This window comes from Opitutia bacterium (assembly GCA_016217545.1).
GTDB lineage: Bacteria > Verrucomicrobiota > Verrucomicrobiia > Opitutales > Opitutaceae > Didemnitutus.
The window spans coordinates 31903-53344 of record JACRHT010000006.1 but is presented as its reverse complement, the minus strand read 5'-3'; the positions used below and the strand labels follow the sequence as shown (position 1 = coordinate 53344).

The window sequence follows — 21442 nt, the reverse complement described above, 5'->3', positions numbered from 1 at the left end:
GCCGCCACCGAGCCGAGCGTTGCGAAACGACGCGCGGCCGGTTTTGCTGGGCGCGGTGTCATGATCGTCCGGATCAAAGGCGCGATTTCGAACTGTTACCTCCTGCTCGGCGACAAGGCCGTGCTCGTCGACACCGGTGCGCCCGGCGATCTCCCGCGCATCCTCGCCGCGCTGAAGCAACAGGGCATCGATCCGAAACAGCTCGCGCTCATCCTCCTGACGCACGGCCACAGCGATCACGCCGGCAACGCCGCCGAGTTGCACGCGCGCAGCGGCCGCCCCGTCGCGTTGCACGCCGGCGACGCCGCGCTCGCCCGCACCGGCAAGAACGGCGTGCTCGCCGCGCAAGGTCCGCTCGGGCGCTTCATCCGCCCCTTCATCGACGAGGAGTTCCAGTCCTTCGAACCGGACATCCAGTTCCGCGAGGCCTTCTCGCTCGAGCCCTACGGCGTGCGCGGAAAAGTCATTCCGACGCCCGGCCACACGAACGGCTCGGTCTCCGTCGTTCTTGCCTCGGGCGAGGCGATCATCGGCGACGTCTTGCGCGGCTCCATGATGTGGCCGAACCGCGCGCGCCCGCCCTTCTTCTGCAACGATCTCGATCTGAACGCGCGCAGCATCGTGCGCCTCGCACGCGAGGGGCTGTTGCGCTGTTACCCCGGCCAATTCGGCAGCTTCCCCGGCTCGGAACTCGGCCGCTACCTCACGACCGGCGGGAACGAAGTCTTCGAGCTCTCCGGCGAACCCGTGTGAGGCGCAGGGAGCCCGGCATTTGGCCGGAGGGCGCCTACAGCGTTTTCACAAATACTGTGGCCGGGGTCGCTGACCCCGACCCGGAAAGGGGGCTTTCCCGAGGGAAGAAGCGCCGACCGGGCTCAGCGAGCCCGGCTACAGAAAAACAGAAAAGGCCCTAAATGCATCGCCGCGGCCGAGGCGGCGACGGAGCGCCGCCCTCCGACGCGCGATCGCCACATGAATCGTTTGGAGGGCGCGCGTCCCCGCGCGCCGCGAACGTCACAAGCGCCCGCGCCCGCGCTTGCGGCCTGCAGGGACGCGGGCCCTCCCCTTTCGGCGACGGTTCACGCGAACAGCCCCGTCCACACGAACCAGCCGTAGGCGCCGAGCAGCACGCCGCCGACCCAGCGCGGCAACCCGCCAAACGCGAGCAGGCAAAACGCGTGCACGACCACCGCGCCACCGAGGAGCGCGAGACCCGTCATGAACAGCGACGGCACCGCCACCGGCGTCAGCAACGCGAGGACTCCGAGGCACAGTGGAATGCAAATGTGCCCATCGCCGACCTGCGAGCTGTAGACGACATCGGCGCGCCTCTTCCAGCCCCAGTAAAGCGCGAGCAGCGCATTCGGCAGGACCATCAACCAACCGCTGAGCCAGCCAAGATTCGCCGCGCTCACGAAGCCGGACTTCTGCGCCGTGATCCACGTCACGAGCCAGTCGATGCTCTCATACAGCGCCCACGCCGCCGCGAGCACGATCACGAGATCAATGTAGAACAAGAAACCGAACGACGCGCGGCGTTGCACGTTGTGCTTCATCACGTCGAACACCTGGAACGTTTGCCAAAACAGGAACAGCCCCACGAGCATCAGCCCGTCCGTGCGCGTGAGCTTGCCGTCGTCCGCGAGCAGCCACGTGCCACCGGTGAAAAACAACACCGCCGTGAGCGTGAGCAGCAGCGAGAGGCGATTCACCTGCGCGCCGGTCGCGCCGGCGTCACCGCGCGCGGCCCCGCTCTTGTTCGCTGTTTTTTTCGCGCCCTTCGCCACGCCGGACTTCGCACCGCCCGTAACCTGCAAGCCGAAGAGCAGCGCCGGCAGACCGAGCAGCAACGTGAGGTTCGTGACGTTGTTCACGAGGCAGTTCGTGAGCACCTCCTTCGCCGGACCGTGCCGCTGCCAGACGATCCAGACGAACAGCAGATTCCCGAGCCCCGAGCAGTAAGGCATCACCAGTGTGCCGAGCGCCGTGCCTTCGAGGCCATGGTCGAGCATCGCCTCCAGTCGCCACAGCATGAGCAGCGACGCGACCAGGAAGACCCCGAAATAGGTCCATGGATCGGTGAGTCCGAGCGACTCGATGAACGGCGGCAGCACGCCGCGCATTCAGGCGGCGCGGGTGCGCGCGTTCAACGGCGAAACAACCGCAATGGCGTCGCCGGGACGGCGACGCCCACCTCTCACTGCAACGACTGATCGAGGCGCATCCAGCGGTTCGCGAGATCGCGGAAGATCGCGTCGGTGTTCTTCTGCGGCACGCTCTCGCCGGCGGGGATCGTCTGCGCGGCGCCGAAGTCGCCCAGCACGGCGCAATAGTCGTTGTTCACCATGATGCCGATCAGGTCGCCGGTTTGCGCGAAGACGAGATCGCCGCGCTTCGACGCGATTTCGCCGAAGAGGCGCGTCGAGATGCGATTGTCGATCTTCACGTAGCCGCGACGGTTCGCGTCGATGCGGAAATGCGTCTCGCCGTAGCGGCCATCGTCGGCGCGGACGAGCACGACGGAGGGGAACTTGAACGGTTCGGTGGCGAGTTTGTAGACCTTCGCGCCCATAACGGCGGCGAGCGAGTCGTCGAGCGGCACCACGACGACGCGCGGGTCGGCGTTGAGGAAGCGGAGTTCGCTGACCGGCGCCTTGAACGAGCCGCGCGTGAGCTGGCCGGCGATCAGGTCGTAGTTCGGCGGGTTCTCCCACGTGAGCGAGAACGGCGTGTCGCTGAGGTGCGCGAGGGCGTAAATGCGCGAGCCATCGGTGACGAGCACGGTCTGCGAATCCTTGTCCTTCACGCTCGGGCTGAAGAGGCCCGGGCGGCGCGTGGTGACGTGGAGCTGCACGCGATTGTTGAGGAATTCGGCGAAGAGCGTGTTCGGATTCACCGGGCGGTTGTCCCGGATCTCCTTCGTGAGCTCGGTCGACTTCTGCGCGAGTTGGCCGACGCCTTGCGCGAGCACGACCGTCTGCTCCTGGACCTTGGCGCGCTCCTGGCGCTCGACCTCGATCTGCTGCTTGGCCTCGGTGAGGTTCTGGCCGAGCAGTTGTTTTTCCTGCTCGGCGACTTTCACGGCGACGGCGAGCGACTCGATGCGCTGGCGCGCCTCGTTGTTGGCGCGCTCCATTTTCGCGAGTTCGGCCTTCTGGCGTTCGGCCTCGGCGCGGCGCTCCTCGAGTTCGCGCTGCATCTTGGCGAGCTGCTCCTTGGTGAGGAACGCCTCGTTCGTCGCGTCCGAGTATTTTTTCTCGAGTTCCTTGGCGGCGGCGGAGGTCGAGGACAGCGCGCCTTGGAGTTGCTGTTTCTGTTGTTCGAGCTGGGAAAGGGCTTTCTCGCGCTCGGAGAGCGTGCCCTGGGTGTTGTTGAGCTGCGAGGCGAGCTGGTCGCGCGCGGCCTTCTCGTCCTCGAGAGACACGCGCATGAGTTCGACCATGTCGGCGTTCACCGCGGGGGCGGCGGCCGGCGACGACGCGGTGGGAGCCGGCGTGTCGAGCGCGCGCTGCGGCTCAGCCTTTTCCCAACGCGTGAGCGCGAGGAGGTTGAGCAACAGGAAGTCGCAGATGATGAGGAGAAGCGTCTTGTTCATGACGGCGCGGAGAGCGGCCGGCTCAGGCGGTGACGGTGGCCTGCTGGGTTTCGAGGATGAGCTTGCGCTTGTAGTTCCGCACGTGGCGGATTTTCACCAGCGCGACGCAGATGATGCCGAAGAGATTCGAGGAGTAGGCGGCGAGCAGGTTGGCCTCGATGACGCCGAGCACCTGCAGGACGAGCGCCGTGGCGGTGCCGGCGATGCCGACGTAGAGACCGCCGTCGAAGAGGTTCTCCTCGTTCTCGACGAGCTTGAGCTTCATCGCGGGCGGGAGCGACTGGCGATCGACTTCGGCGAGCTTGAGCAGGCAGATCACATACATGCCGACCTGCAGCGCGGCGAAGACGGTGATCGAGAGGATGGTGGCGATGTCCATGGCGGGTGCGTTGGTTGAAATGGGTTTGGCGACGTTGGCGGCGGTCTGCCCGAGGATGGGCACGACCAGCTTGAATTGGTATTCGGTGGCTGCGGCGGCCTTGAGCAGGAACGGCTCGGAGAACACGAAAAAGATGAACGTCAGGATGCTCGCGAGCACGCCGCTGCCCATGTGCGGAAAGGCGCCGTGCAGGCGTTTCTCCTCGGGGAAGAACAACCGCAGGTCGATCGAACGCAGGAGCAGGAAAACTCCGATGAGGAATGCCGCGTATTTCCCGAGCAGCGCGAGCTCCGGATTCCGGAGAACGAAGCCGGCGCCAAACTCGAAGTCACCGCCCGCCGTTTGCACGACCGGGGCCTGACGCGTCACGAGTTGCCGGACCGCGCCCTCGCCGCTCGCGAGCGCGAGGCGGAGGTTTTCCGCGCCGGGTTTGCCGAAGGCGATGAGGTAGCGCGCCACGCCGTCGGCCGACTTCGTCATCAACGCCGCGGTGTAGATCGCCGGCAGATGCTCGGGGGCGACGCGCGTGAGATGCGCGAACTGCGCGACGGTGCGGGGATTCGAAGCGGTGCGGAGCAACTCGGAGAGTTGCACCCAGTTGAGCCGTTTCCCGAGTGTGAGGATATCGAGATAAAACTCCTCGAGCGCGCCCATCTGGCCCGTGGAAACCGCCGTCTCGGCGAGCATGCGCACCTCGCGCTGGAGCGTCGGGGCGAGGTGCTCGGTCTGCCACAGGTAGGCGGTGAGGAGGATGACCGCATCGAGGGGCTGACCGCCGGGGCGCGTCGCGGGCACGAAGCGCTGCGTCGTGGTGAGCTCGCCGGTCTTCAGCAGCGCCTGCACGCCGGGAAGCCGCGAAACCGAGAGGTATTTCCTCATCGCGTCGCGCGCCTGCGTGGTGACGAGAAATTTCAGCACCGGCGTCGACTCGGCGGGCGAAGCCGCCGTGCGGCCGACGAGCAGCGGTTCGAGCGCGGGATCCCAACCGCCCCACGGGATCATGTCGCGATGGCGTTTTTGGTAATCCTCGAAAATCACGCGAACCGCCCTGGCGCCCGGATCGTTCACTGCGCGGGCGGTTTCCAGGACGAGTTCGGCCGGCCCGGGGCGGTCGAGTTCGAGCAGCTCGCGCGCGAACGTGGCAGCGCTCTGCGTATCCCGCCCAGCCTCGCGCAAGAGCGCGGGGTTGAGCGACTTTACGTTCACCGGCAGGAGCCACGCCACCGCGAGCAACGCCAAACCGCCAACCACGCCCGCGATCCATGCGGCGGAGACGGTGCCGGGGACGGCGACGGCGGGTTGGGACATGCGGCTGGACATAGCGTGGCGCAGCGGAAGCGAAAACTATTTATTTGCGCGCAAGTTGCGCGGAGAAATACGCTGCGCGGATTACGACCCATGCCGCTGCGAATTGTTCACTACGACGACCCTGTCCTCCGAAAGAAGGGCGCGAAGATCACGACGTTTGACGCGGCCCTGCGCAAACTTTCGGCCGAAATGGTGGATACGATGCACGCCGCGCACGGCATCGGTCTCGCGGCGCACCAAATCGGACAGGCGATCCAACTGTGCGTCATCGACCTGCGGGAAACCGACGTGGATTTCGACTGGGAACTCGATGGCGCGAAGCCGCCGCTCGAGCTGTTCATGCCGATGATCGTCACCAACCCCGTGATCGACGTCGTGCCCGAGCCGCAAACCTCGTTGGAGGAAGGCTGCCTGTCCTTTCCCGAGATCCGCGGCGACGTGACGCGTCCGGACGAGATCGCGGTGAAATATCAGGACGAGCACGGCACGCCGCACACGCTGCGCTGTAACGGCCTGTTCTCGCGCTGCGTGCAGCACGAGGCCGATCACCTGAACGGCGTCCTCTTCATCTCGCGCATGGACAAGGAGACGCTGCAAGCGCTCGACCCTCAGCTCAAGGCGCTCAAAAAACAGACGCGCGAGGCCGCCAAGAAGTGAGCGACGCGATGGCCGACGCCGGCAAACCTTCCGCCCGATCCATCGCCACCCGCACCGGCGACGACGGCACCACTTCCCTGCTCTACGGCCAGCGCGTGCCCAAGCACCACCCGCAGATCGAAGCGGTCGGCGCGCTCGACGAACTGAACGCCGCCATCGGCTTCGCCAAGGCCACGCAACCGGAAGGCGCCGATCGCTCGGAACTGGAGCGAATCCAACAGGAGTTGGTCGCACTCATGGGCGAAGTCGCCTGCGCCGAGAGCGACGCGGGGCGTTACGCGGGCTCGAAATTCGCCAAGATCGACGAAGCCGCCCTCGCGCGCATCGACGCGGCGGTGGCCGCCGTGGAAGCGCGCCAACCGAAATTCGACGGCTGGGCGACACCCGGCGCCAATCTGCACGCGGCCGCCCTGGACCTCGCGCGCACCGCCGCCCGGCGAGCCGAGCGGCGCGTCTCCGGTCTCGGCGCGCAGGGGAAGACCGTGCGACCGCTGCTGCTCCAGTATTTGAACCGGGTTTCCGACCTGCTCTGGCTGCTCGCCCGTGTGGCGGAAAGCTGACGAGGCCCGCGCTTGTCTTCCGCGGCAGAGTGCCCACAAGTTGAAGCGTCATGCTTGTTCCCATCGTCCTCATCCTGATTGCCGCGCTCTTCCGCGTGTTGCCGACGATGGATTTCTCGCTGGCGAACATTTCGCCGGTGATGGCGATCGCGTTCTGCGGCGCCGTGTATTTCCGCAAGCGCTGGACTTGGGCGGTGCCTTTCGTCGCGCTCTGCCTCTCGGACATCTACATCAATTGGTTCTACGCGCGCGAATACGGCTACTCGCTCCCGACGGCGGGCTACATCGCGCGCTTCGCGTGTTTCGCGGCGGCGGTGGCGCTCGGCTGGTGGGTGTCGACGCGCAAGTCCTGGCTGTGGCTGCTCAACGGCAGCCTGCTCGGCGCGCTGCTGTTCTACCTTGTGACGAACACACAGTCGTGGTGGTCGGATCCGTTCTACGCCAAGACGCTCGCCGGCTGGTGGCAGGCTTTGACGATCGGACATCCGGAATTTCCGCCGACGATCTACTTTTTCAAAAACACGCTCTTCGGCGACCTGATGTTCACCGGTCTTTTCGCGGGCATCATGGAGTTCATCGCCCAACGCAAAGGTGAGCCGAGCCTGCTCGATGGCGACGAGGAGGAGGCCGGCGAAGAGGCACCCGCTCCCGTCGAGGAAGAGGCGAAAGCCGAGTGATCGTGACGGCGGCCCGCGAGGTCGCCGCGGCGGGTCAGAGCAAATCCGCCGCAAGTTCGGCGAGACGCGAGCGTTCGCCCTTTGAGAGCTTCACGTGTGCGTGGAGCGACTGGCCCTTCATGCGATTATGGCAGAAGACGAGGCCGTTGCTGCGCGCGTCGACGTAGGGATTGTCGATCTGCGCGGGGTCGCCGATGAGCACGATCTTGGAACTCTCAGAAATGCGCGTGATGACCGTCTTCACCTCGTGCGGCGTGAGCTGCTGCGCCTCGTCGAGGATGAAGAAGCGCCGTGCGATCGAGCGGCCGCGGATGAAGCACAGCGCCTCGATCTCCACGAGGCCGCTCTTGATCAGTCGCTCGTAGGGCTTCATGGGCGGCACGCCGTTGCCATTGCCGTTGCCACCGTGCGTGGGCTGCGGTGCGGTCATGCTCGCCATGACGTCGTCGTGCTTGCGCTTCTTTTTGCCGACCTTCTTCGCCGCGAATTGCGGATCCTTCGGCAGCTTAGAGGGCATGAGCACTTCGAGCGCGTCGTGGTAGGGCTGCAGCCACGGCTTCATCTTTTCCTCGAGTGAGCCGGGGAGAAAGCCGATGTCCTTGCCGAGCGCGATGACGGGACGGGAAATCGACAGGCCGTCGTAGCGCGCGTTTTCCGGATCGGTGATCTGATGCAGCGCGCAACCGGTCGAGAGCAGCGTCTTGCCGGTGCCGGCTTTGCCGAAGCACGTGATGAGCGAGATGGAGTCATCCATCAGCGCGTCCATGAAGAACTGCTGCTCGAGATTGCGCGGGCGAATCGGGATGCCGCCGGGAGCCTTCACGAATTCCGGGAAACGCAGCCGGCGCACCACGCCCTGGCCGTAGTAACGTCCGGGAGCGGTCTTGCCCTCGGGCGTCATGAGCAGGACGTATTCGTTCAGATAGAGTTTTTTCGCGACGTCGTCGCCGATGGCGAATTGCCCCTCGGAAAAGAAGCGCTGCATCTCGTAGACGTCGAGTGGGAGCGTCTGATACGAGTCGGTGTCGGGCGCCTCGGGAACCTTGTCGTTCAGATAATCCTCGGCCTCGAGGCCGACGGCGCGCGCCTTGAGCTGCACGTTGACGTCCTTCGTGACGAGGATCGTCGGCGGCGGAAAAGTTTCCTGAACGAAAAGTGCAGCCGCGATGATGCGGTTGTCCTTCTTCGTAAAGTCCGAGACGACGGCGCGCAACCGCTGCATCGCGGGCGTCGACCAGTTGTTCTCGACGAGGTAGCGATTGATGATGATCGAGAGCGTGCCGCCGTTCGGCAGTTTCACGCCCTCGTGCATCGAGTGCGAATCCGGCAACAGCTCCTGAAGCAACCGGTGCACGCGGCGCGCGTTGCGACCGCGTTCGGTCGACTGCTCGCCTTTGATCGCATCGAGCTCCTCCAGAACCTCGACGGGAATCGCGAGGTTGTTCTCCTCAAACTTGAAGAGGGACTGCGGGTCGTGCAGCAGGACGTTCGTGTCCAGAACGTAGGTTTTAACCTTCGTGCCAACGTGATGCTGCGGTGGATTTTTTACCCCACTCAGTGTGGATTCCATCGACGTGGATAACTTGTGAGCAACCCATGTATCCCTCTGGAGGCTTTGTAAATGCGATAATCGCAACTTTGTGAAAATTCCGCGTAAACTCCGTCGCTGGATATCGGGATTCTTCCGGTGCGAGACGTCGCGGACAATTGGAGGGCACGTCACACCAAGCTACTCACCGTCCGCACCGGGACTGTCATGGAAGCGCACAGCCGCAGGGGGGCGTCTGGAAAACTACGGCCAAATTCAACCTGCGACCGCGCGACTTTTCTGCGACGCTGCGGGTCCTTTCCGCCATGAATCCAATGCACGTGATCGACTATCGCATCAGCGGCGACGACATGCAGTTCGTCGAAGTTGAGCTCGACCCCAATGAAGCGGTGATCGCCGAAGCCGGCGCCATGATGTTCATGGACGACGGCATCGAGATGGAAACGATCTTCGGCGACGGCACGCAGCAGAACCGCGGCTTCGTCGGTGCGCTGCTCGGCATGGGCTCGCGCGTGCTCACGGGCGAGTCGCTCTTCATGACCGTCTACGGCAATCGCTCGGCCCAGAAACGCCGCGTGGCGTTCGGCGCACCTTATCCGGGCAAAATTCTGCCGATGCACCTCGGCGAGATGGGCGGCGAACTCATAGCGCAAAAGGACTCGTTCCTCTGCGCCGCGAAAGGCGTCAGCATTGGCATCGCGTTTCAAAAGCGCATTGGCGTGGGCCTCTTCGGCGGCGAGGGCTTCATCATGCAACGCCTGCAGGGCGACGGGCTCGCCTTCGTGCACGCCGGCGGCACGCTCTATGAGCGCGTGCTCGCCCCGGGAGAGACGCTGCGCGTCGACACGGGCTGCCTCGTCGCGCTGCAACCAAGTGTGGACTACGACATCGAGTTCGTCGGCGGCATCAAGACCGCCTTGTTCGGCGGCGAAGGCTTGTTCCTCGCTCGCCTGCGCGGCCCGGGCAAGGTGTGGCTGCAGTCACTGCCATTCTCGCGTCTCGCCGGCCGCATCGTCGCCGCCGCGCCGCAAACGGGCCGCGGCGGACGCGAAGAAGGCTCGATCCTCGGCGGCCTCGGTCGCGTGCTCGACGGCGACAATCGCTGACGTTCCCGGCTCTGCCGCCCATCCGCGCGCAGAGCCGTTTGTCCTTAGGGGATTGGCAATCCCGGCTCGGCATGCCATGCACGCACCATGGGCACGAAATTCTTTTACGCACTGATCCTCACGGTCGCGGGCGCTGCTTTTCGCCTGCTGCTGTTTTTCACCGGCTTTGAAACCGAGAAGCTCGCCACCGGCCAATACCTGAACTGGCTGATGCTGCCAGTGGTGTTCGCGATCTACTGGTTCGCGCTGAAGGCCATCCGCGACGAACGCCCGAACCAGGCGATCTCCTATGGCCAGGCGGTCGGCAACGGCACGTTGCTTGCCCTGATCGCGTCCGCCATGTCGGCCGTCTATAATTTCATCCACCTGAAGTTCATCAACACGAGCTTCGCCGACTATCAGCTCGAAGTCATCCGCTCGAAGTGGGCCGAGCAAGGCATGTCGGACGACCAGATGAGCAAGGCCGAGGGCTTCGTGCGCATGACGCTTTCGCCCGGCGCGCAGGCTGTGGGCACGATTTTTTTCGGCGTCATTTTCGGCCTGATCGTCGTGCTCATCGTGGCCGCCTTCGTGAAGCGTGCGGCGCCCGAGGGCGCCGAGCCGCCGCCGATGTGAGCGCGCAACACTGAGAACCTTTCACGAGCGAGGCCGCCCGAACGAACCGGGCGGCCTCTTTCGTTTACACACACGACGCGGCTAACACCTCGCGTCGAAAACCTAGTTTCAGAACGACGGTTGCAGGCGGATGCTGCGGCGGATGGTCGTGCCGGTCTTCGTCTTGTCCGGCTTCACGGCCGCGCCTTCCTGCTCGAGCGATTCGTCGGCTTCGAAGTCGATGGTGGCGTCGTCGATCTTGCCGAGACGCTTCTTCACCTCAGCGGGGAGCTTGGCGCGCTCTTCGTCGGTGTTGATCGGGCCTTTGAAGGTCACGGCACCCTTGGCATCCTTCATCGTGAGTTCGCGCTGCCCTTTTGAGGCGGTGACCTCGATCGAGCCCTCGTCGTCGGAGTAGGCGAAATTGCCTTCGGCCATGTTCAGGAGCGAGGAACCGCCGTGGCGCTTGAAGACGTGCACGCGCGGACCGGCGAACCAATTGCCGCGCTCACGGCCGATGATGCGCATGACGTCGTTCAGCTCGTCGCGGGCGATTCCGGGCAGCTCGCGCAGGCGCTCGACCGCGGGGCCGTCGCCTTGGAAGAATTGAAACGCGCCGCCGTCGATGTCGCCGCCGCGCAGGCCGAACATCCGCGGGAGTTCGCGCTCCGCGAGTTTGGCGGTGACGGTCATCTCCTTGCCGCCGCGCACGAGCGTGAGCTTCACTTCGTCGCCGGGCTTCTTCGCGCGGATAAGCACGCTGAGTTGCCGGGAATCGACAAGTTGCTGGTCGCCGAGCTTCGTGAGCACGTCGTGCTCTTTCAGCACGCCGACTGCCGGGCTGTCCTCCGCCACGCGACGGACGACGAGGCCCATGCCGTCACCGAGGCCGAGCTGGGAAGCGAGCACTTCAGGCAACGGACCGGTTTCGACGCCGAGGAACGTGACTTTTTCGCTGGGGATTTTCTTATCGGACTTTTCGCCCTTTTCGATCCGCACATGGATCGGATCGCTGACTTGGATGCGCACGACATTCGGATCGACGCGCCGAACAACCGTGGTCGCGGAAGCCGACACGGCGAGTGCACCGCCGACGACGGCGGGGAGGATGTAACGCAGGGAATTTTTCATTCTTCGGAGTGGGATTCGGGTGACGCGTCGGTTTGCAAACCGAGTCCGGCGCGCCACCCAGGTTGGGTTTGCAAAATCAATGGAAGCTCGCGGGGAGCACGCGCACCTCGTCGCGCGGCACGCTCCATTTGAGCGACGCGTTCGTGGCGGGATTTTTCCAGGTGTAAGTATCGACGTAGCGCGCGCGGATGCGCCGACCGGGGGTGTTGTCGTCGAGCAAGGCCGGGCCCTCGTCCTTGAGGTCGTAGAGCACGTTCGCGGCCTTGACCGGACGATAGGTGTCAGTCGCCGCCAATGCGCGCGGAGTCGGAGCGGGCATCGACTCCGCCGGCGTGGGTTCGGCCTTTTCCGATTGGGCCAAGCTCGGGGCGGACACGGGGAGGGCGACGGGCGTGTTGCGCGAGACCTGCCAGCGCCAGACGCCGACCGATACTGCCAACGCGACGGCGGCCGCTGCGGCCATTTGCCAGCTGAACCACTTCCACGAGCGCAACGTCGTCGCCGAGGTGTAGCGCGGCACCTCGCGGGTCGATCGGGGCGACGCTTGGGTTTCGAGTTCCGAGCGGGAGAGTTCGTGCTCCACCCGGGCGCGGAGCAGAACCGACGGACGCCGCGGGCGTAGCGCCTTCAGTTCGTTTTCCAGATCCTGGAGCGATGTGTCATCCATAACTGAGCGGCTTCAATTCCTTGCGCAGCGCGCCGAGCGCGTAGCGGTAGCGCGATGCGGCAGTGTTGGGCGAGATGTCGAGCATCTCGCCGATTTGTTCGAAAGTGAGTTCCTCCCAGATTTTGAGCACGAGCACCTCGCGCTGTTCGTCGGGCAGGCGTTGCAGCGCCGTTTCGATTTCGAGCCGCCGCTCGTCGCCGTCCCCGGGCAGTGGATCGAAAATCCCTTCGCGTTCTTCGAGGCCGCCATCGGCCTTTTCTTCGCGCACCAAGCGCCTGCCCTCGCGACGGGCGAGGTCGAGCGCCGCGCGACGCACCGAGGTGATGAGGAGAGCCTGCGGATCGCCCGGCAGCTCGCGTTGGTGGCGCCAGTAGCGCACGAAGGCTTCCTGCACGACATCCTCGGCGTCCGCCAGCGAACGGGTCCACTGCCGCGCGCAGAGCAGCAGCTTCGGCCCGTAAGCTTCGAACCAGTCTTTCCAGGATGTGGATGCACAATTTGCCTCCATGGGTGGTTGTTTCCTGAAAAGCGTCATGCCCCGGCGGTTTTGTTTATCGGACCCCAGATTGGCACGATTGGGGCAAAAGAAAAGGGCCGGTCCATGGACCGGCCCCGCGTGGAGGGAAAAAGAAGAGGCCCGGGCTACCCCTAACCCGGGCCTCATTTGCACACTATGCTTTCGGCTGAAACTCTTTAGGAGGTGCGCTTCGCACCGTCGAAGGCCGCACAGGCCAGGATACCGATCGCCGCGACGTAACCGATGATCAGACCGATCAGCGGGAGGTCGGTGTTCACCTTCGCGAGTTCCGCGAAGACGGCGGCGAGGGTGGCGGTGAGGGCGGCGGACTGGAGGAGATTCTTGGCGTTCATGTGGGTGAACCTTTCTGTTTCGTGGATGGGTTGCTTGTTTTGCTGAGGAGATAATACGGCAACCCTTGCAATAGGAGAAATACTTCATTTCTATGCCTCCTATAGTTTTATCCGATGGAAATCTACCAACTCCGCTACTTCGTCGCCGTCGCCGAGACGGGCAACTTCACCAAAGCGGCCAGCCGTAGCTTTATTTCACAACCATCTCTCAGTCAGCAGATTTTAAATCTCGAAGAAGAGCTCGGTCAGACTCTTTTCCATCGTCTGGGCCGCAAAGTCAGCCTGACCCCCGCCGGCGAACTTCTCCTCGAAAGAGCCCACCGAATCATCGCCGAAGCCGACGATGCTGTCCGCGAGTTGAAGGAGGATCCCGCCCAAGGCCACCGCGTCTCGGTCGGAGTGATTCCCACCGTCGCCCACTTCTTCCTGCCAGCCGTTCTGGCTTACTGCCGGGCAAACGAGGTCAAACTCCACCTCCAAACCCGCGAGGACTTCCGCCCCACCGTGGTTCAAGCGGTGCTGGACGGCGACTTGGAGCTGGGCGTCGTCTCCCTGCCCGTCAACGAGCCCCGCATCGAAACCTCCGTGCTTTTCTCGGAACCGCTGCTCCTCGCGACCGCAGCCGATCATCCGCTCGCAACCGCGCCCAACGTCACGCTCGAAGACTTGCGCGACCAGGATTTCATCATGCTCGGCACCGGCTCCTCGACCGCCACGCAAGTCCAACGCCTGCTCGGCGACCACGATTTCGAGCCGCGCGTGCTGCACCGCGTCGCCCAGCTTTCCACGGCCAAAGCGCTCACCGCCCTCGGTGTCGGCATCAGCGTGTTGCCCCGCAGCGCGCGCACCGCCACCGATCCCGCCGGCCTCGTTTACCGCAAATTCTCCGGCAAGGTGCCCATGCGCGAGATCGCCCTGATCCGCCACTACCGCCACCATCACACCAAGGGCGCGAAGCTCTTCACCGACGCCGCGCATGCGGTCGTCGGTCCGATGCAATCCGCGCTCGCGCACACGACCCCGCCCTTTCGGACACCGGGCAGAACAGAAAGCTGAGTTGCGCCGCGAGAGTTTCTGAGGACGCTGCGCCGCTCCATGTCCGGAACTCCTCGCATCCACGAGCGCCTGCTGCTCTTCACGTTGGCAGCCGTGCAATTCACGCACGTGATGGATTACATGATCCTGATGCCGCTCGGCTCGCATCTGATGCGCGTCTTCGACATCAGCCCGGGGCAATTCAGCCGCCTGGTCGCGGCCTACTCGCTGGCCGCCGCGGGCACGGGTTTCATCGGTGGCTTCCTGCTGGATCGCTACGACCGGAAACGCGCCCTGCTCTTCCTCTACTCGGGCTTCGGCCTCTCCACGTTGGCCTGCGCGCTCGCGCCGACCTACCATTTCCTCCTCATCGCACGCTTCGCCGCCGGTGCCTTCGGCGGCTTGGCCGGCTCCGTCGTGACTGCCGCCGTGAGCGACGTCGTGCCGCCCGAACGGCGCGGCGCGGCAATGGGCGTGGTGATGACGTCCTTTCCCATCGCCTCCGTGCTGGGTGTGCCAACTGGCCTCGCGCTCGCGGGCTACTTCGAGTGGCACGCGCCGTTCTTTCTGCTCGCCGCGATGAGCCTCATCATCGGCGTGATCGGCTGGCGCGCCCTGCCCGCCCTGCCGCCGCATCCCGTCGACCAAAATCCCTGGCGGCAAATGCGCGAGATTTGCACGCATCCGATCCACCTGCGCGGCTTCGCGCTCTCGGCGGCGCTCGTCTTCGCCGGCGGCTGCGTCATTCCGTTCATGGCTCCGTCGATGGTCACCAACGTCGGCCTGACCGAGGCGCAACTCCCGCTCGTCTATCTCGCCGGCGGCGCGTTCACGTTTTTCACGATGCCGTGGTTCGGGCGCCTCTCGGACCGCCACGACAAACTGCATGTCTTCACGCTCATCACCATCCTCGCGTGCGTTTCCGTCGTCGTGCTCACGCACCTGCCGGTCGTGCCGGTCTTCGTGGCGCTGATCGTGACGACCGCGTTCATGATCGGCATGTCGGGGCGCTTCCCACCCGCGATGGCGCTGATCACCAACTCCGTCGAAGCGCGCTATCGCGGCGGGTTCATGAGCGTGAACTCCGCCATCCAACAAGGCGGCAGCGCCCTCGCCAACTCCATCGCCGGCATCTTCATCACGCGCGAAGCCGTCAGCGGACGCCTCGAAGGCTACCCACGCGTCGGCTACCTCGCCGTGCTGGCCTTCGTCGCCGCCATCTATCTCGCGGCGCGCCTCCGCGCCGCCGCACCGCACGCCGCCCGTCCGCACACTGCGACCCGCGCCGCCTGACGCGTTCGCGGTTGCGGCCGGCGCGCCGGGCGCTAACAGAGGCGTGCACGTGTCGACCTCCGCTTCAGTCCAACCTGCCTCGCCTGCCTCCGCGGCCGCGCCCGCGCGCCCGGAAATCCTCGCGCCCGCCGGCGACTGGGAATGCGCCAAGGCCGCCGTCGAGAACGGCGCGGACGCGATCTATTTCGGCCTCGAGCGCTTCAACGCCCGAATGCGCGCGCACAACTTCACCGTCGCGGACCTGCCGCGTCTCATGGAGTTCCTGCACCGCCGCGGCGTGCACGGCTACGTGACGTTCAACACGCTGGTCTTCGCCGACGAGCTCGCCGACGCCGAGCAATACCTCCGCAGCATCATCGCCGCCGGCGTCGACGCCGCCATCGTGCAGGATGTCGGCATCTGCCGCCTTATCCGCACGCTGTCGCCGGATTTTCCGATCCACACGTCGACTCAGATGACGGTCACCAGCGCGGCCGGCGTGGAATTCGCCAAGGACCTCGGCGCCAACCTCGTCGTGCTCGCGCGCGAAAACTCGCTCACCGAGATCGCCGCCATCCAAGCCGCGCAAAAGTCCGCCGCCGTCTCGCTGCCGCTCGAAGTTTTCGTCCACGGCGCACTCTGCGTCGCCTACTCCGGCCAGTGCCTCACCAGCGAATCGCTCGGCGGCCGCTCCGCCAATCGCGGCGAGTGCGCGCAAGCCTGCCGCATGCCCTACGAGTTGATCTCGGACGGCGCCAAGGTCGAACTCGGCGACCGCCGCTACCTGCTCAGCCCGCAGGATCTGGCCGGACTCGAAATCCTGCCCGAACTCGTCCGCGTCGGCGTCGCGTCGCTGAAAATCGAAGGCCGTCTCAAATCCGCCGAATACGTCGCGAACATCACGCGCGTCTACCGCGCCGCGCTCGATCGCGCGTTAGCCGCGCAGCCAGTCCAGAGTCCAGAGTCTAGAGCTGAGAGTCCCAAAACAATCCGCGCGACGCCGTCTCCGACTCTCGGCTCTCAGCCCTCAGCTCTCAGCTCCGACGCGGCGACGGCCGCGTCGGCCCGCTACGACCTCGAGATGAGTTTCTCGCGCGGCCTCTACACCGGCTGGTTCCGCGGCATCAACAACCAGGAACTCGCCCACGCGCGCTTCGGCACCAAACGCGGCGTATTCCTCGGCACGGTCACGCGCGTCGGCCCCGACTTCGTCGCGCTCACGCTCGAAGCGCCGCTGAAACCGGGCGACGGCATCGTCTTCGACGCCGGCAGTCCGGAGATCAAGGAGGAGGGCGGGCGCGTCTACCAGGTGCAGCCACGCGGCGCGGAGACCGTGCTGCGCTTCGGCCGCGGCGACATCGACTTCGAACGCGTGCGCGCGGGCCACCGCGTCTGGAAAACCAACGACCCCGAACTCGACCGCCGACTCCGCCAGACGTTCGAGGGTGAACAGATTCGCTTTCGCCGTCCGATCGACCTCGAGGTTCACGGCCACGTCGGCGCACCGCTGACGCTCCTCGCGCGCGACGCCGAGGGCCACGTCGCACAAGCCCAGTCCGCCACCCCTCTCGCACCCGCCGAAAAGCAGCCGCTCTCGACCGAGCGTCTCCGCGACCAACTCGGCCGGCTCGGCGGCACGCCGTTCGAACTCGGCGAATTCTCCAACCGCCTCGAAGGCGCCGTGCACCTCGCAGTGAGCGAGCTCAACGAACTCCGCCGCCGCGTCGTCAGCGAACTCGATGCCCAGCGCGCCGCGCCGAAACGCTGGACGCTCCGCAGTGGCGCGGCGCTCGCCGAGATTCTTCCGCGCACCCAACCGCAGCTCGCGATCGAGCCCGAGATCATCGTCGTCATTCGCCACCTGCACCAGCTCGACGCCGCGTGGGCCGCCGGCGCGCGCACGATCTACGCCGAGTTCGAGGACCCGAAGAAATACCGCGACGCCGTCGCGCGCTTCCGCGAGCTGCAAGCTACCGAAGCCGGTTTTTCTGCTTCTGGCTCTCAGCCCTCAACTCTCAGCTCTCAGCTTTCTTCCTTCTGGGTCATCCCGCCACGCATTTTCAAGCCCGGCGAGGAGTGGATCCTCAAGCAAGTGCTCTCATGCGACGCCGACGGCTACCTCGTGCGCAACCACGATCACCTGCGCGTCTTCAGCGAAAAACGCCGCCGGGGCGATTTTTCGCTCAACGTCGCCAATCCGCTCACCGCCGCCTTCTACCGCGAGCGCTTCGGCCTCGAACGCGTCACCGCGAGCTACGACCTCAACGTCGCGCAACTCGAGGCGCTCCTGCAAGGCGCACCCGGCGCGTGGTTCGACATCACGCTCCACCAACACATGCCCATGTTTCACATGGAGCATTGCGTGTTCTGCGCGTTCCTCTCCGACGGCACGGACTACCGCTCCTGCGGGCGCCCCTGCGACAAGCACGACGTCCGCCTCCGCGACCGCATCGGCGCCGAACACCCGCTGAAAGCCGACGCCGGCTGCCGCAACACCGTCTACAATTCCCGCGCGCAAACCGGCGCCGAGTTCGTCGACCGCCTCCTCGCGCTCGGCGCGCGGTCGTTCCGCATCGAATTTCTCAACGAGTCCGCCGACGAGCTGCAGCGCACCGTCGGCCGCTACCGTCAGCTGCTGCGCGGCGAGATCACCGGCGCGGAACTCTGGCGGGAGTTCAAGCTGATCAACCAGCTCGGCGTCACGCGCGGCCAGCTCGAGGCCACGCCGCAGCTCCTGCGGAAGAAGACCTGAGCGCGCCGCCGGTATTTCCGCTAATCGCCGCGTCACGACAGGCTTTTTTATCGCGTCGCCGGGGTGGCGTTCTACGCTGCGCCCGACTGTTCGCATGAGCCAGACACCTGCCCAAGCCTCCGCCCCCAAGCCCGCTGCCGCCTCGCCTGACCTCGAGATCAAAGACGCCGTCGTCATCTTCGAGCCCATCTGGGCGGACCTCGAAGCGGACTTCGGCCGCGAGAATCTGCGCTTTCCCAAGGAACTCATCCTCCTCGGCGGCGCGCCTGGCGCCGGCAAAGGCACCAACACGCCCTACATTCTCAAGGCCCGCGGCCTGACCTGCCAACCGATCGTGATGAGCGCGCTGCTCGACACGCCGGAAATGAAGCGGCTCAAGGAAGGCGGCAATCTCATCGGCGACCGCGAAGTGCTCAGCGTGCTGCTCCGCCAGCTGCTCAAGCCCGAGTATCGCGACGGCGTCATCCTCGACGGCTTCCCGCGCACCAAGGTGCAGGTCGAGTGCCTAAAGATGCTTTACGAGAAGATGATTCAGCTCTGGCGCGAATTCTACGGCACGCCGCTGGGCATCCATTTCCGCCAGCCGATCGTCCACATCGTCGTGCTCTTCGTCGACGAGAACGAATCCATCGCCCGCCAGCTCAAGCGCGGCCGCGAGTCCAAGGCGCACAACGCGGAAGTCCGCACCTCCGGCCGCGGCGAACTCTGGGAGGAGCGCGCGACCGACTTCGACGAGAGCCTCGCCGCCCGCCGCTACCGCGTGTTCAAGGAACAGACGTGGGACGCGCTGCTCTCGCTCAAGGACGTCTTCCACTACCACCTCGTCAACGCGCAGGGCCCGCTCAACGAAGTCGAAAGAGCCATCGCCGAGGAACTCGCTTACCAAAGTTCGCTCGAACTCGACCCGCGCACCTACGACCAGCTCCGCACTCTCCCGCTCGCCAGCGAGATCGTCGTCCACGCGCGCCAGGAACTCGTGAAGCGCCTCGACGGCTACGCGCTGAACCACCCGGAACTCTTCGCCCGCGTCATCGCACTGATCGAGAAAAAGATCATGCCGATCGTCATGCGGCACGCGATCTCGGGTCATTCGAACGTGAACAGCGAGGACCCGATCCTCGAGGAAGCGCAAGCGCTCGCGATGCTGATCGATATCTTCTCCGAGCGCGGCTACCACGCCGTCGTCGACATCATCCGCGTGGACGTGCCCGACCGCTTCGACCTCGCGACCGGCAAGATTTCCTGCCGGCAGAAGAAGGTCCACCGCTTCATCATCAAGTTCCGCGGCTCGGAACTGCGCCGCGGCTGAGCGCGGCGCCAGCGCGGTTATTTTTTCCCGTCGCCGGTCTTTTCGATCGGCGGTCCTTCGGCCTCACGCAGCAGCACTGCCGCCGCCTTTTCGCCGGGCAACAACCGTTCGATCTCGCGGGCGAGTTGCAGGGCCAAATCGCCCTCGCCGGCCGCGATGTAGTCGCGGACGAGACGAAACGCCGCGGCGCGCGACGCTCCCGGTTTCAGAGCCAGGTCGCGGAACACAAGCATCGCCGCCGGCCCCTGCTGGAGCGCGCGGCGGGCACGGTATTCGCGCATCGCCAGCTGCGGCTCGACTTCGGACAACCACGCCGGACCGCTCTTGCGCACGCCTTGGATCAGCCACACGGCGTTTTCCGCGTCGTCGCGTCGGAGCGCTTGGTCGATCGCGGCAAGTGCCTCCGCACCGGAAGTGAATTCGGACTCGGCCGCCTGCTTCGGCTTCGGCGCGGCCGTCGGCTCCGCGACCGTCTCGCGCGCCACGCGCAACGCCAGCCGGCCGCTCTGCTCGCGCAGCTCGTCGTTCAGCGGCGCGAACCGCGTGGCGGTCTCCGCCAGCTGCGCCGCGGCGCGCCAATTGCCCGCCTTTTCCAGCGTGCGCATCACCAGCAACACGGTCCCGGTCGGCACCCGCGCGCCGTTCAGCGAAAAATGATTGGTCAACGCGGCGGTTTGCGTGACGCGGTCGCTGCCGGCGGCGCGGATCGTCCGCGCCAACAGCTCGGGGACCACCCGCTGCGATTCCTGCAGTTGCGGAAGCGTGTTTTCCCATTGCTCGAGCAACCGCTCCGCTTCCGCGAGGTCACCGCGCCGCAGCATCAGCTCCGTCGTATGCACCTGAAACGCGAACGGATTGAACCGCTTGCGCGCGGCCATGCGCTGCGCGCGCAGCAACGTGCCGGGCAAATCGAGCCGCACGGCGAGCGCCCCGAGCGCCTGCAGCGTCGTCTCGTCTCCGTCGTGGAACCGGTAAATTTCCTCTTCCACCGCCTCGCGTCGCAACGTGCGCTTCAATTCGTGCCACGCCTCGAAAGCGAAAAGCAGAGCGGAAGCGGGACGCTGCGCCTGCGCCTTCAACCGACGCAAGGCGGTCTCCAATGACTCGGCATCCTGCGCCGCCAACGCGATCCCCACATCGATCCGCGGATTCCGGTTGGCATCCGGCGGCACGAGCGCGAGCAGCGCAGCCGCCTCCGCGTCGCGGCCCAGCGCCCGGAGCGCGCGCAAGGTCAGGCGCACGGTCTGCAGGTCGCTCGCGGTCTTGAAATCTCGCGGATTCGTCTGAAGCAGTGCGAGCGCCCCGACTGCATCGGAGCGGCTCAACAACAAGGCCGCGCGCGCATTGACCACCACCGCGCGCGCCTCGGCGCCGAGCGCCGGTTTGCGGCCCGGTGCCAGCAGCTCCGCGCTCCGTGTAAGCGCGAGGGTGGTCGCGCCGTTATCGCTCCACAAATCGAACATGGCGCCGAGGAATTCAGCCTGATCCGGCAGCACGGTCAGGCCCTGCTCCAACAACTTCACGGCGCGCACGGGATCGCCCGACGCCACCAATGCCGCCAACTTCATCCGGCCCGGCACGTTCGCGGGCGAACGTGCGAGCCCCGCGCGCAGCTTGAACGACGCGTCCGCGAATTTCCCCTCCGCGATTTGCTTCATTCCCGCAGCGATCATCACGTCGCCGCGCTGCTCCCGAAATTTGTCCCAACGCACCGGCGCGAGCGCGATGTCCTGCCAGCGCAGGTGCGTCTCCGGCTGTCGCGCCCACAAACGGTGAACGACCGTGACGGCCGCCAGATAGCCGCCGACCGCAAAGGTGAACAGGAGCACCGCCAGCCGCTTCCAGTAGATCACGAACTCCCACACGGGGACCGTCCCGATCGAGATGTGGAAACGCACGGCCCAGAGCAGCCAGAGATAACGATCCGTCGGGGCGAGCTTGCGCTGCCACGCGGAGGAAAAGCGAACGTTCAGTCTCACAG

At 65.5% G+C, this 21442-nt stretch carries 19 protein-coding genes; 10 read left to right on the top strand and 9 right to left on the bottom strand.

The genetic code is table 11. From position 1 onward, the window contains the following. Positions 1 to 60 precede the first annotated feature (60 nt). Positions 61 to 753 carry an MBL fold metallo-hydrolase gene (locus HZA32_05065; GenBank protein ID MBI5423434.1) on the top strand — a complete coding sequence of 231 codons (693 nt, stop codon included), beginning with the start codon at positions 61 to 63 and terminating at the stop codon, positions 751 to 753. Positions 754 to 1079: 326 nt separating this feature from the next. On the opposite strand, the gene HZA32_05060 is transcribed toward HZA32_05065, so the two are convergent. The 3 genes from HZA32_05060 to HZA32_05050 form a co-directional block, all read right to left on the bottom strand. Beyond that, positions 1080 to 2123 (bottom strand): sodium:calcium symporter, encoded by a 1044-nt coding sequence (locus HZA32_05060; GenBank protein ID MBI5423433.1) that lies wholly within the window; start codon positions 2121 to 2123, stop codon positions 1080 to 1082. Positions 2124 to 2197: 74 nt separating this feature from the next. Beyond that, entirely contained in the window at positions 2198 to 3595 is a 1398-nt protein-coding gene (locus tag HZA32_05055; GenBank protein MBI5423432.1) for a hypothetical protein, read from the bottom strand. A gap of 22 nt (positions 3596 to 3617) precedes the next feature. Beyond that, positions 3618 to 5282: a hypothetical protein gene (locus tag HZA32_05050; GenBank protein MBI5423431.1), complete on the bottom strand. Its 1665-nt coding sequence runs from the start codon at positions 5280 to 5282 to the stop codon at positions 3618 to 3620. 90 nt (positions 5283 to 5372) lie between these two features. Here HZA32_05050 and def point away from each other — a divergent pair, with 90 nt between their 5' ends. The 3 genes from def to HZA32_05035 are packed head-to-tail and all read left to right on the top strand — an operon-like array spanning position 5373 to position 7176. After that, on the top strand, positions 5373 to 5939 hold the full coding sequence (gene def / locus HZA32_05045) for a peptide deformylase (protein ID MBI5423430.1): 567 nt from the start codon (positions 5373 to 5375) through the stop codon (positions 5937 to 5939). Then, positions 5936 to 6499: a cob(I)yrinic acid a,c-diamide adenosyltransferase gene (locus HZA32_05040; protein MBI5423429.1), complete on the top strand. Its 564-nt coding sequence runs from the start codon at positions 5936 to 5938 to the stop codon at positions 6497 to 6499. Before def ends, HZA32_05040 begins: the two co-directional genes overlap by 4 nt. A 50-nt stretch (positions 6500 to 6549) precedes the next feature. After that, positions 6550 to 7176, top strand: coding sequence for a hypothetical protein (locus HZA32_05035; GenBank protein MBI5423428.1), 627 nt, complete (start codon positions 6550 to 6552; stop codon positions 7174 to 7176). A gap of 34 nt (positions 7177 to 7210) precedes the next feature. Here HZA32_05035 and HZA32_05030 read toward each other — a convergent pair whose 3' ends face one another. After that, entirely contained in the window at positions 7211 to 8746 is a 1536-nt protein-coding gene (locus HZA32_05030; GenBank protein MBI5423427.1) for a PhoH family protein, read from the bottom strand. A 284-nt stretch (positions 8747 to 9030) separates the two neighbouring features. Here HZA32_05030 and HZA32_05025 point away from each other — a divergent pair, with 284 nt between their 5' ends. Together HZA32_05025 and HZA32_05020 are read left to right on the top strand one after the other, a co-directional pair. Beyond that, on the top strand, positions 9031 to 9831 hold the full coding sequence (locus tag HZA32_05025) for a TIGR00266 family protein (GenBank protein ID MBI5423426.1): 801 nt from the start codon (positions 9031 to 9033) through the stop codon (positions 9829 to 9831). Positions 9832 to 9918: 87 nt separating this feature from the next. Then, complete coding sequence (locus HZA32_05020; protein ID MBI5423425.1) at positions 9919 to 10446, top strand: DUF4199 domain-containing protein; 528 nt, start codon at positions 9919 to 9921, stop codon at positions 10444 to 10446. Positions 10447 to 10554: 108 nt separating this feature from the next. Here HZA32_05020 and HZA32_05015 read toward each other — a convergent pair whose 3' ends face one another. The 4 genes from HZA32_05015 to HZA32_05000 all read right to left on the bottom strand — a co-directional run bounded on the left by HZA32_05015 (position 10555) and on the right by HZA32_05000 (position 13093). Continuing rightward, on the bottom strand, positions 10555 to 11556 hold the full coding sequence (locus HZA32_05015; protein ID MBI5423424.1) for a PDZ domain-containing protein: 1002 nt from the start codon (positions 11554 to 11556) through the stop codon (positions 10555 to 10557). 76 nt (positions 11557 to 11632) lie between these two features. Then, positions 11633 to 12223, bottom strand: a complete 591-nt coding sequence (locus tag HZA32_05010) for a hypothetical protein (GenBank protein ID MBI5423423.1) — start codon at positions 12221 to 12223, stop codon at positions 11633 to 11635. Next, positions 12216 to 12731, bottom strand: a complete 516-nt coding sequence (locus HZA32_05005) for a sigma-70 family RNA polymerase sigma factor (GenBank protein MBI5423422.1) — start codon at positions 12729 to 12731, stop codon at positions 12216 to 12218. The genes HZA32_05010 and HZA32_05005 overlap by 8 nt, the downstream gene beginning before the upstream one ends. A 185-nt stretch (positions 12732 to 12916) precedes the next feature. Then, positions 12917 to 13093, bottom strand: a complete 177-nt coding sequence (locus HZA32_05000; GenBank protein ID MBI5423421.1) for a hypothetical protein — start codon at positions 13091 to 13093, stop codon at positions 12917 to 12919. 114 nt (positions 13094 to 13207) lie between these two features. Between HZA32_05000 and HZA32_04995 the strand changes: the two genes are divergently transcribed. The 4 genes from HZA32_04995 to HZA32_04980 all read left to right on the top strand — a co-directional run bounded on the left by HZA32_04995 (position 13208) and on the right by HZA32_04980 (position 19461). After that, positions 13208 to 14149, top strand: a complete 942-nt coding sequence (locus HZA32_04995; GenBank protein MBI5423420.1) for a LysR family transcriptional regulator — start codon at positions 13208 to 13210, stop codon at positions 14147 to 14149. A 39-nt stretch (positions 14150 to 14188) separates the two neighbouring features. Continuing rightward, the gene (locus HZA32_04990) at positions 14189 to 15421 is read left to right on the top strand and encodes an MFS transporter (GenBank protein ID MBI5423419.1); all 1233 of its coding nucleotides are present in this window, start codon (positions 14189 to 14191) and stop codon (positions 15419 to 15421) included. 49 nt (positions 15422 to 15470) lie between these two features. Beyond that, positions 15471 to 18152 carry a U32 family peptidase gene (locus tag HZA32_04985; GenBank protein MBI5423418.1) on the top strand — a complete coding sequence of 894 codons (2682 nt, stop codon included), beginning with the start codon at positions 15471 to 15473 and terminating at the stop codon, positions 18150 to 18152. Positions 18153 to 18246: 94 nt separating this feature from the next. After that, on the top strand, positions 18247 to 19461 hold the full coding sequence (locus HZA32_04980; protein MBI5423417.1) for a nucleoside monophosphate kinase: 1215 nt from the start codon (positions 18247 to 18249) through the stop codon (positions 19459 to 19461). A 17-nt stretch (positions 19462 to 19478) separates the two neighbouring features. On the opposite strand, the gene HZA32_04975 is transcribed toward HZA32_04980, so the two are convergent. Further along, entirely contained in the window at positions 19479 to 21440 is a 1962-nt protein-coding gene (locus HZA32_04975) for a hypothetical protein (GenBank protein ID MBI5423416.1), read from the bottom strand. Positions 21441 to 21442 lie beyond the last annotated feature (2 nt).

Excerpts from the sequence above, each read along its gene's own strand:
- HZA32_05065 (MBI5423434.1), top strand. The coding sequence starts at position 61 with ATGATCGTCCGGATCAAAGGCGCGATTTCGAACTGTTACCTCCTGCTC.
- HZA32_05060 (MBI5423433.1), bottom strand. The coding sequence starts at position 2,123 with ATGCGCGGCGTGCTGCCGCCGTTCATCGAGTCGCTCGGACTCACCGAT.
- HZA32_05055 (MBI5423432.1), bottom strand. The coding sequence starts at position 3,595 with ATGAACAAGACGCTTCTCCTCATCATCTGCGACTTCCTGTTGCTCAAC.
- HZA32_05050 (MBI5423431.1), bottom strand. The coding sequence starts at position 5,282 with ATGTCCCAACCCGCCGTCGCCGTCCCCGGCACCGTCTCCGCCGCATGG.
- def (MBI5423430.1), top strand. The coding sequence starts at position 5,373 with ATGCCGCTGCGAATTGTTCACTACGACGACCCTGTCCTCCGAAAGAAG.
- HZA32_05035 (MBI5423428.1), top strand. The coding sequence starts at position 6,550 with ATGCTTGTTCCCATCGTCCTCATCCTGATTGCCGCGCTCTTCCGCGTG.
- HZA32_05030 (MBI5423427.1), bottom strand. The coding sequence starts at position 8,746 with ATGGAATCCACACTGAGTGGGGTAAAAAATCCACCGCAGCATCACGTT.
- HZA32_05025 (MBI5423426.1), top strand. The coding sequence starts at position 9,031 with ATGAATCCAATGCACGTGATCGACTATCGCATCAGCGGCGACGACATG.
- HZA32_05020 (MBI5423425.1), top strand. The coding sequence starts at position 9,919 with ATGGGCACGAAATTCTTTTACGCACTGATCCTCACGGTCGCGGGCGCT.
- HZA32_05015 (MBI5423424.1), bottom strand. The coding sequence starts at position 11,556 with ATGAAAAATTCCCTGCGTTACATCCTCCCCGCCGTCGTCGGCGGTGCA.
- HZA32_05010 (MBI5423423.1), bottom strand. The coding sequence starts at position 12,223 with ATGGATGACACATCGCTCCAGGATCTGGAAAACGAACTGAAGGCGCTA.
- HZA32_05005 (MBI5423422.1), bottom strand. The coding sequence starts at position 12,731 with ATGGAGGCAAATTGTGCATCCACATCCTGGAAAGACTGGTTCGAAGCT.
- HZA32_05000 (MBI5423421.1), bottom strand. The coding sequence starts at position 13,093 with ATGAACGCCAAGAATCTCCTCCAGTCCGCCGCCCTCACCGCCACCCTC.
- HZA32_04995 (MBI5423420.1), top strand. The coding sequence starts at position 13,208 with ATGGAAATCTACCAACTCCGCTACTTCGTCGCCGTCGCCGAGACGGGC.
- HZA32_04990 (MBI5423419.1), top strand. The coding sequence starts at position 14,189 with ATGTCCGGAACTCCTCGCATCCACGAGCGCCTGCTGCTCTTCACGTTG.
- HZA32_04980 (MBI5423417.1), top strand. The coding sequence starts at position 18,247 with ATGAGCCAGACACCTGCCCAAGCCTCCGCCCCCAAGCCCGCTGCCGCC.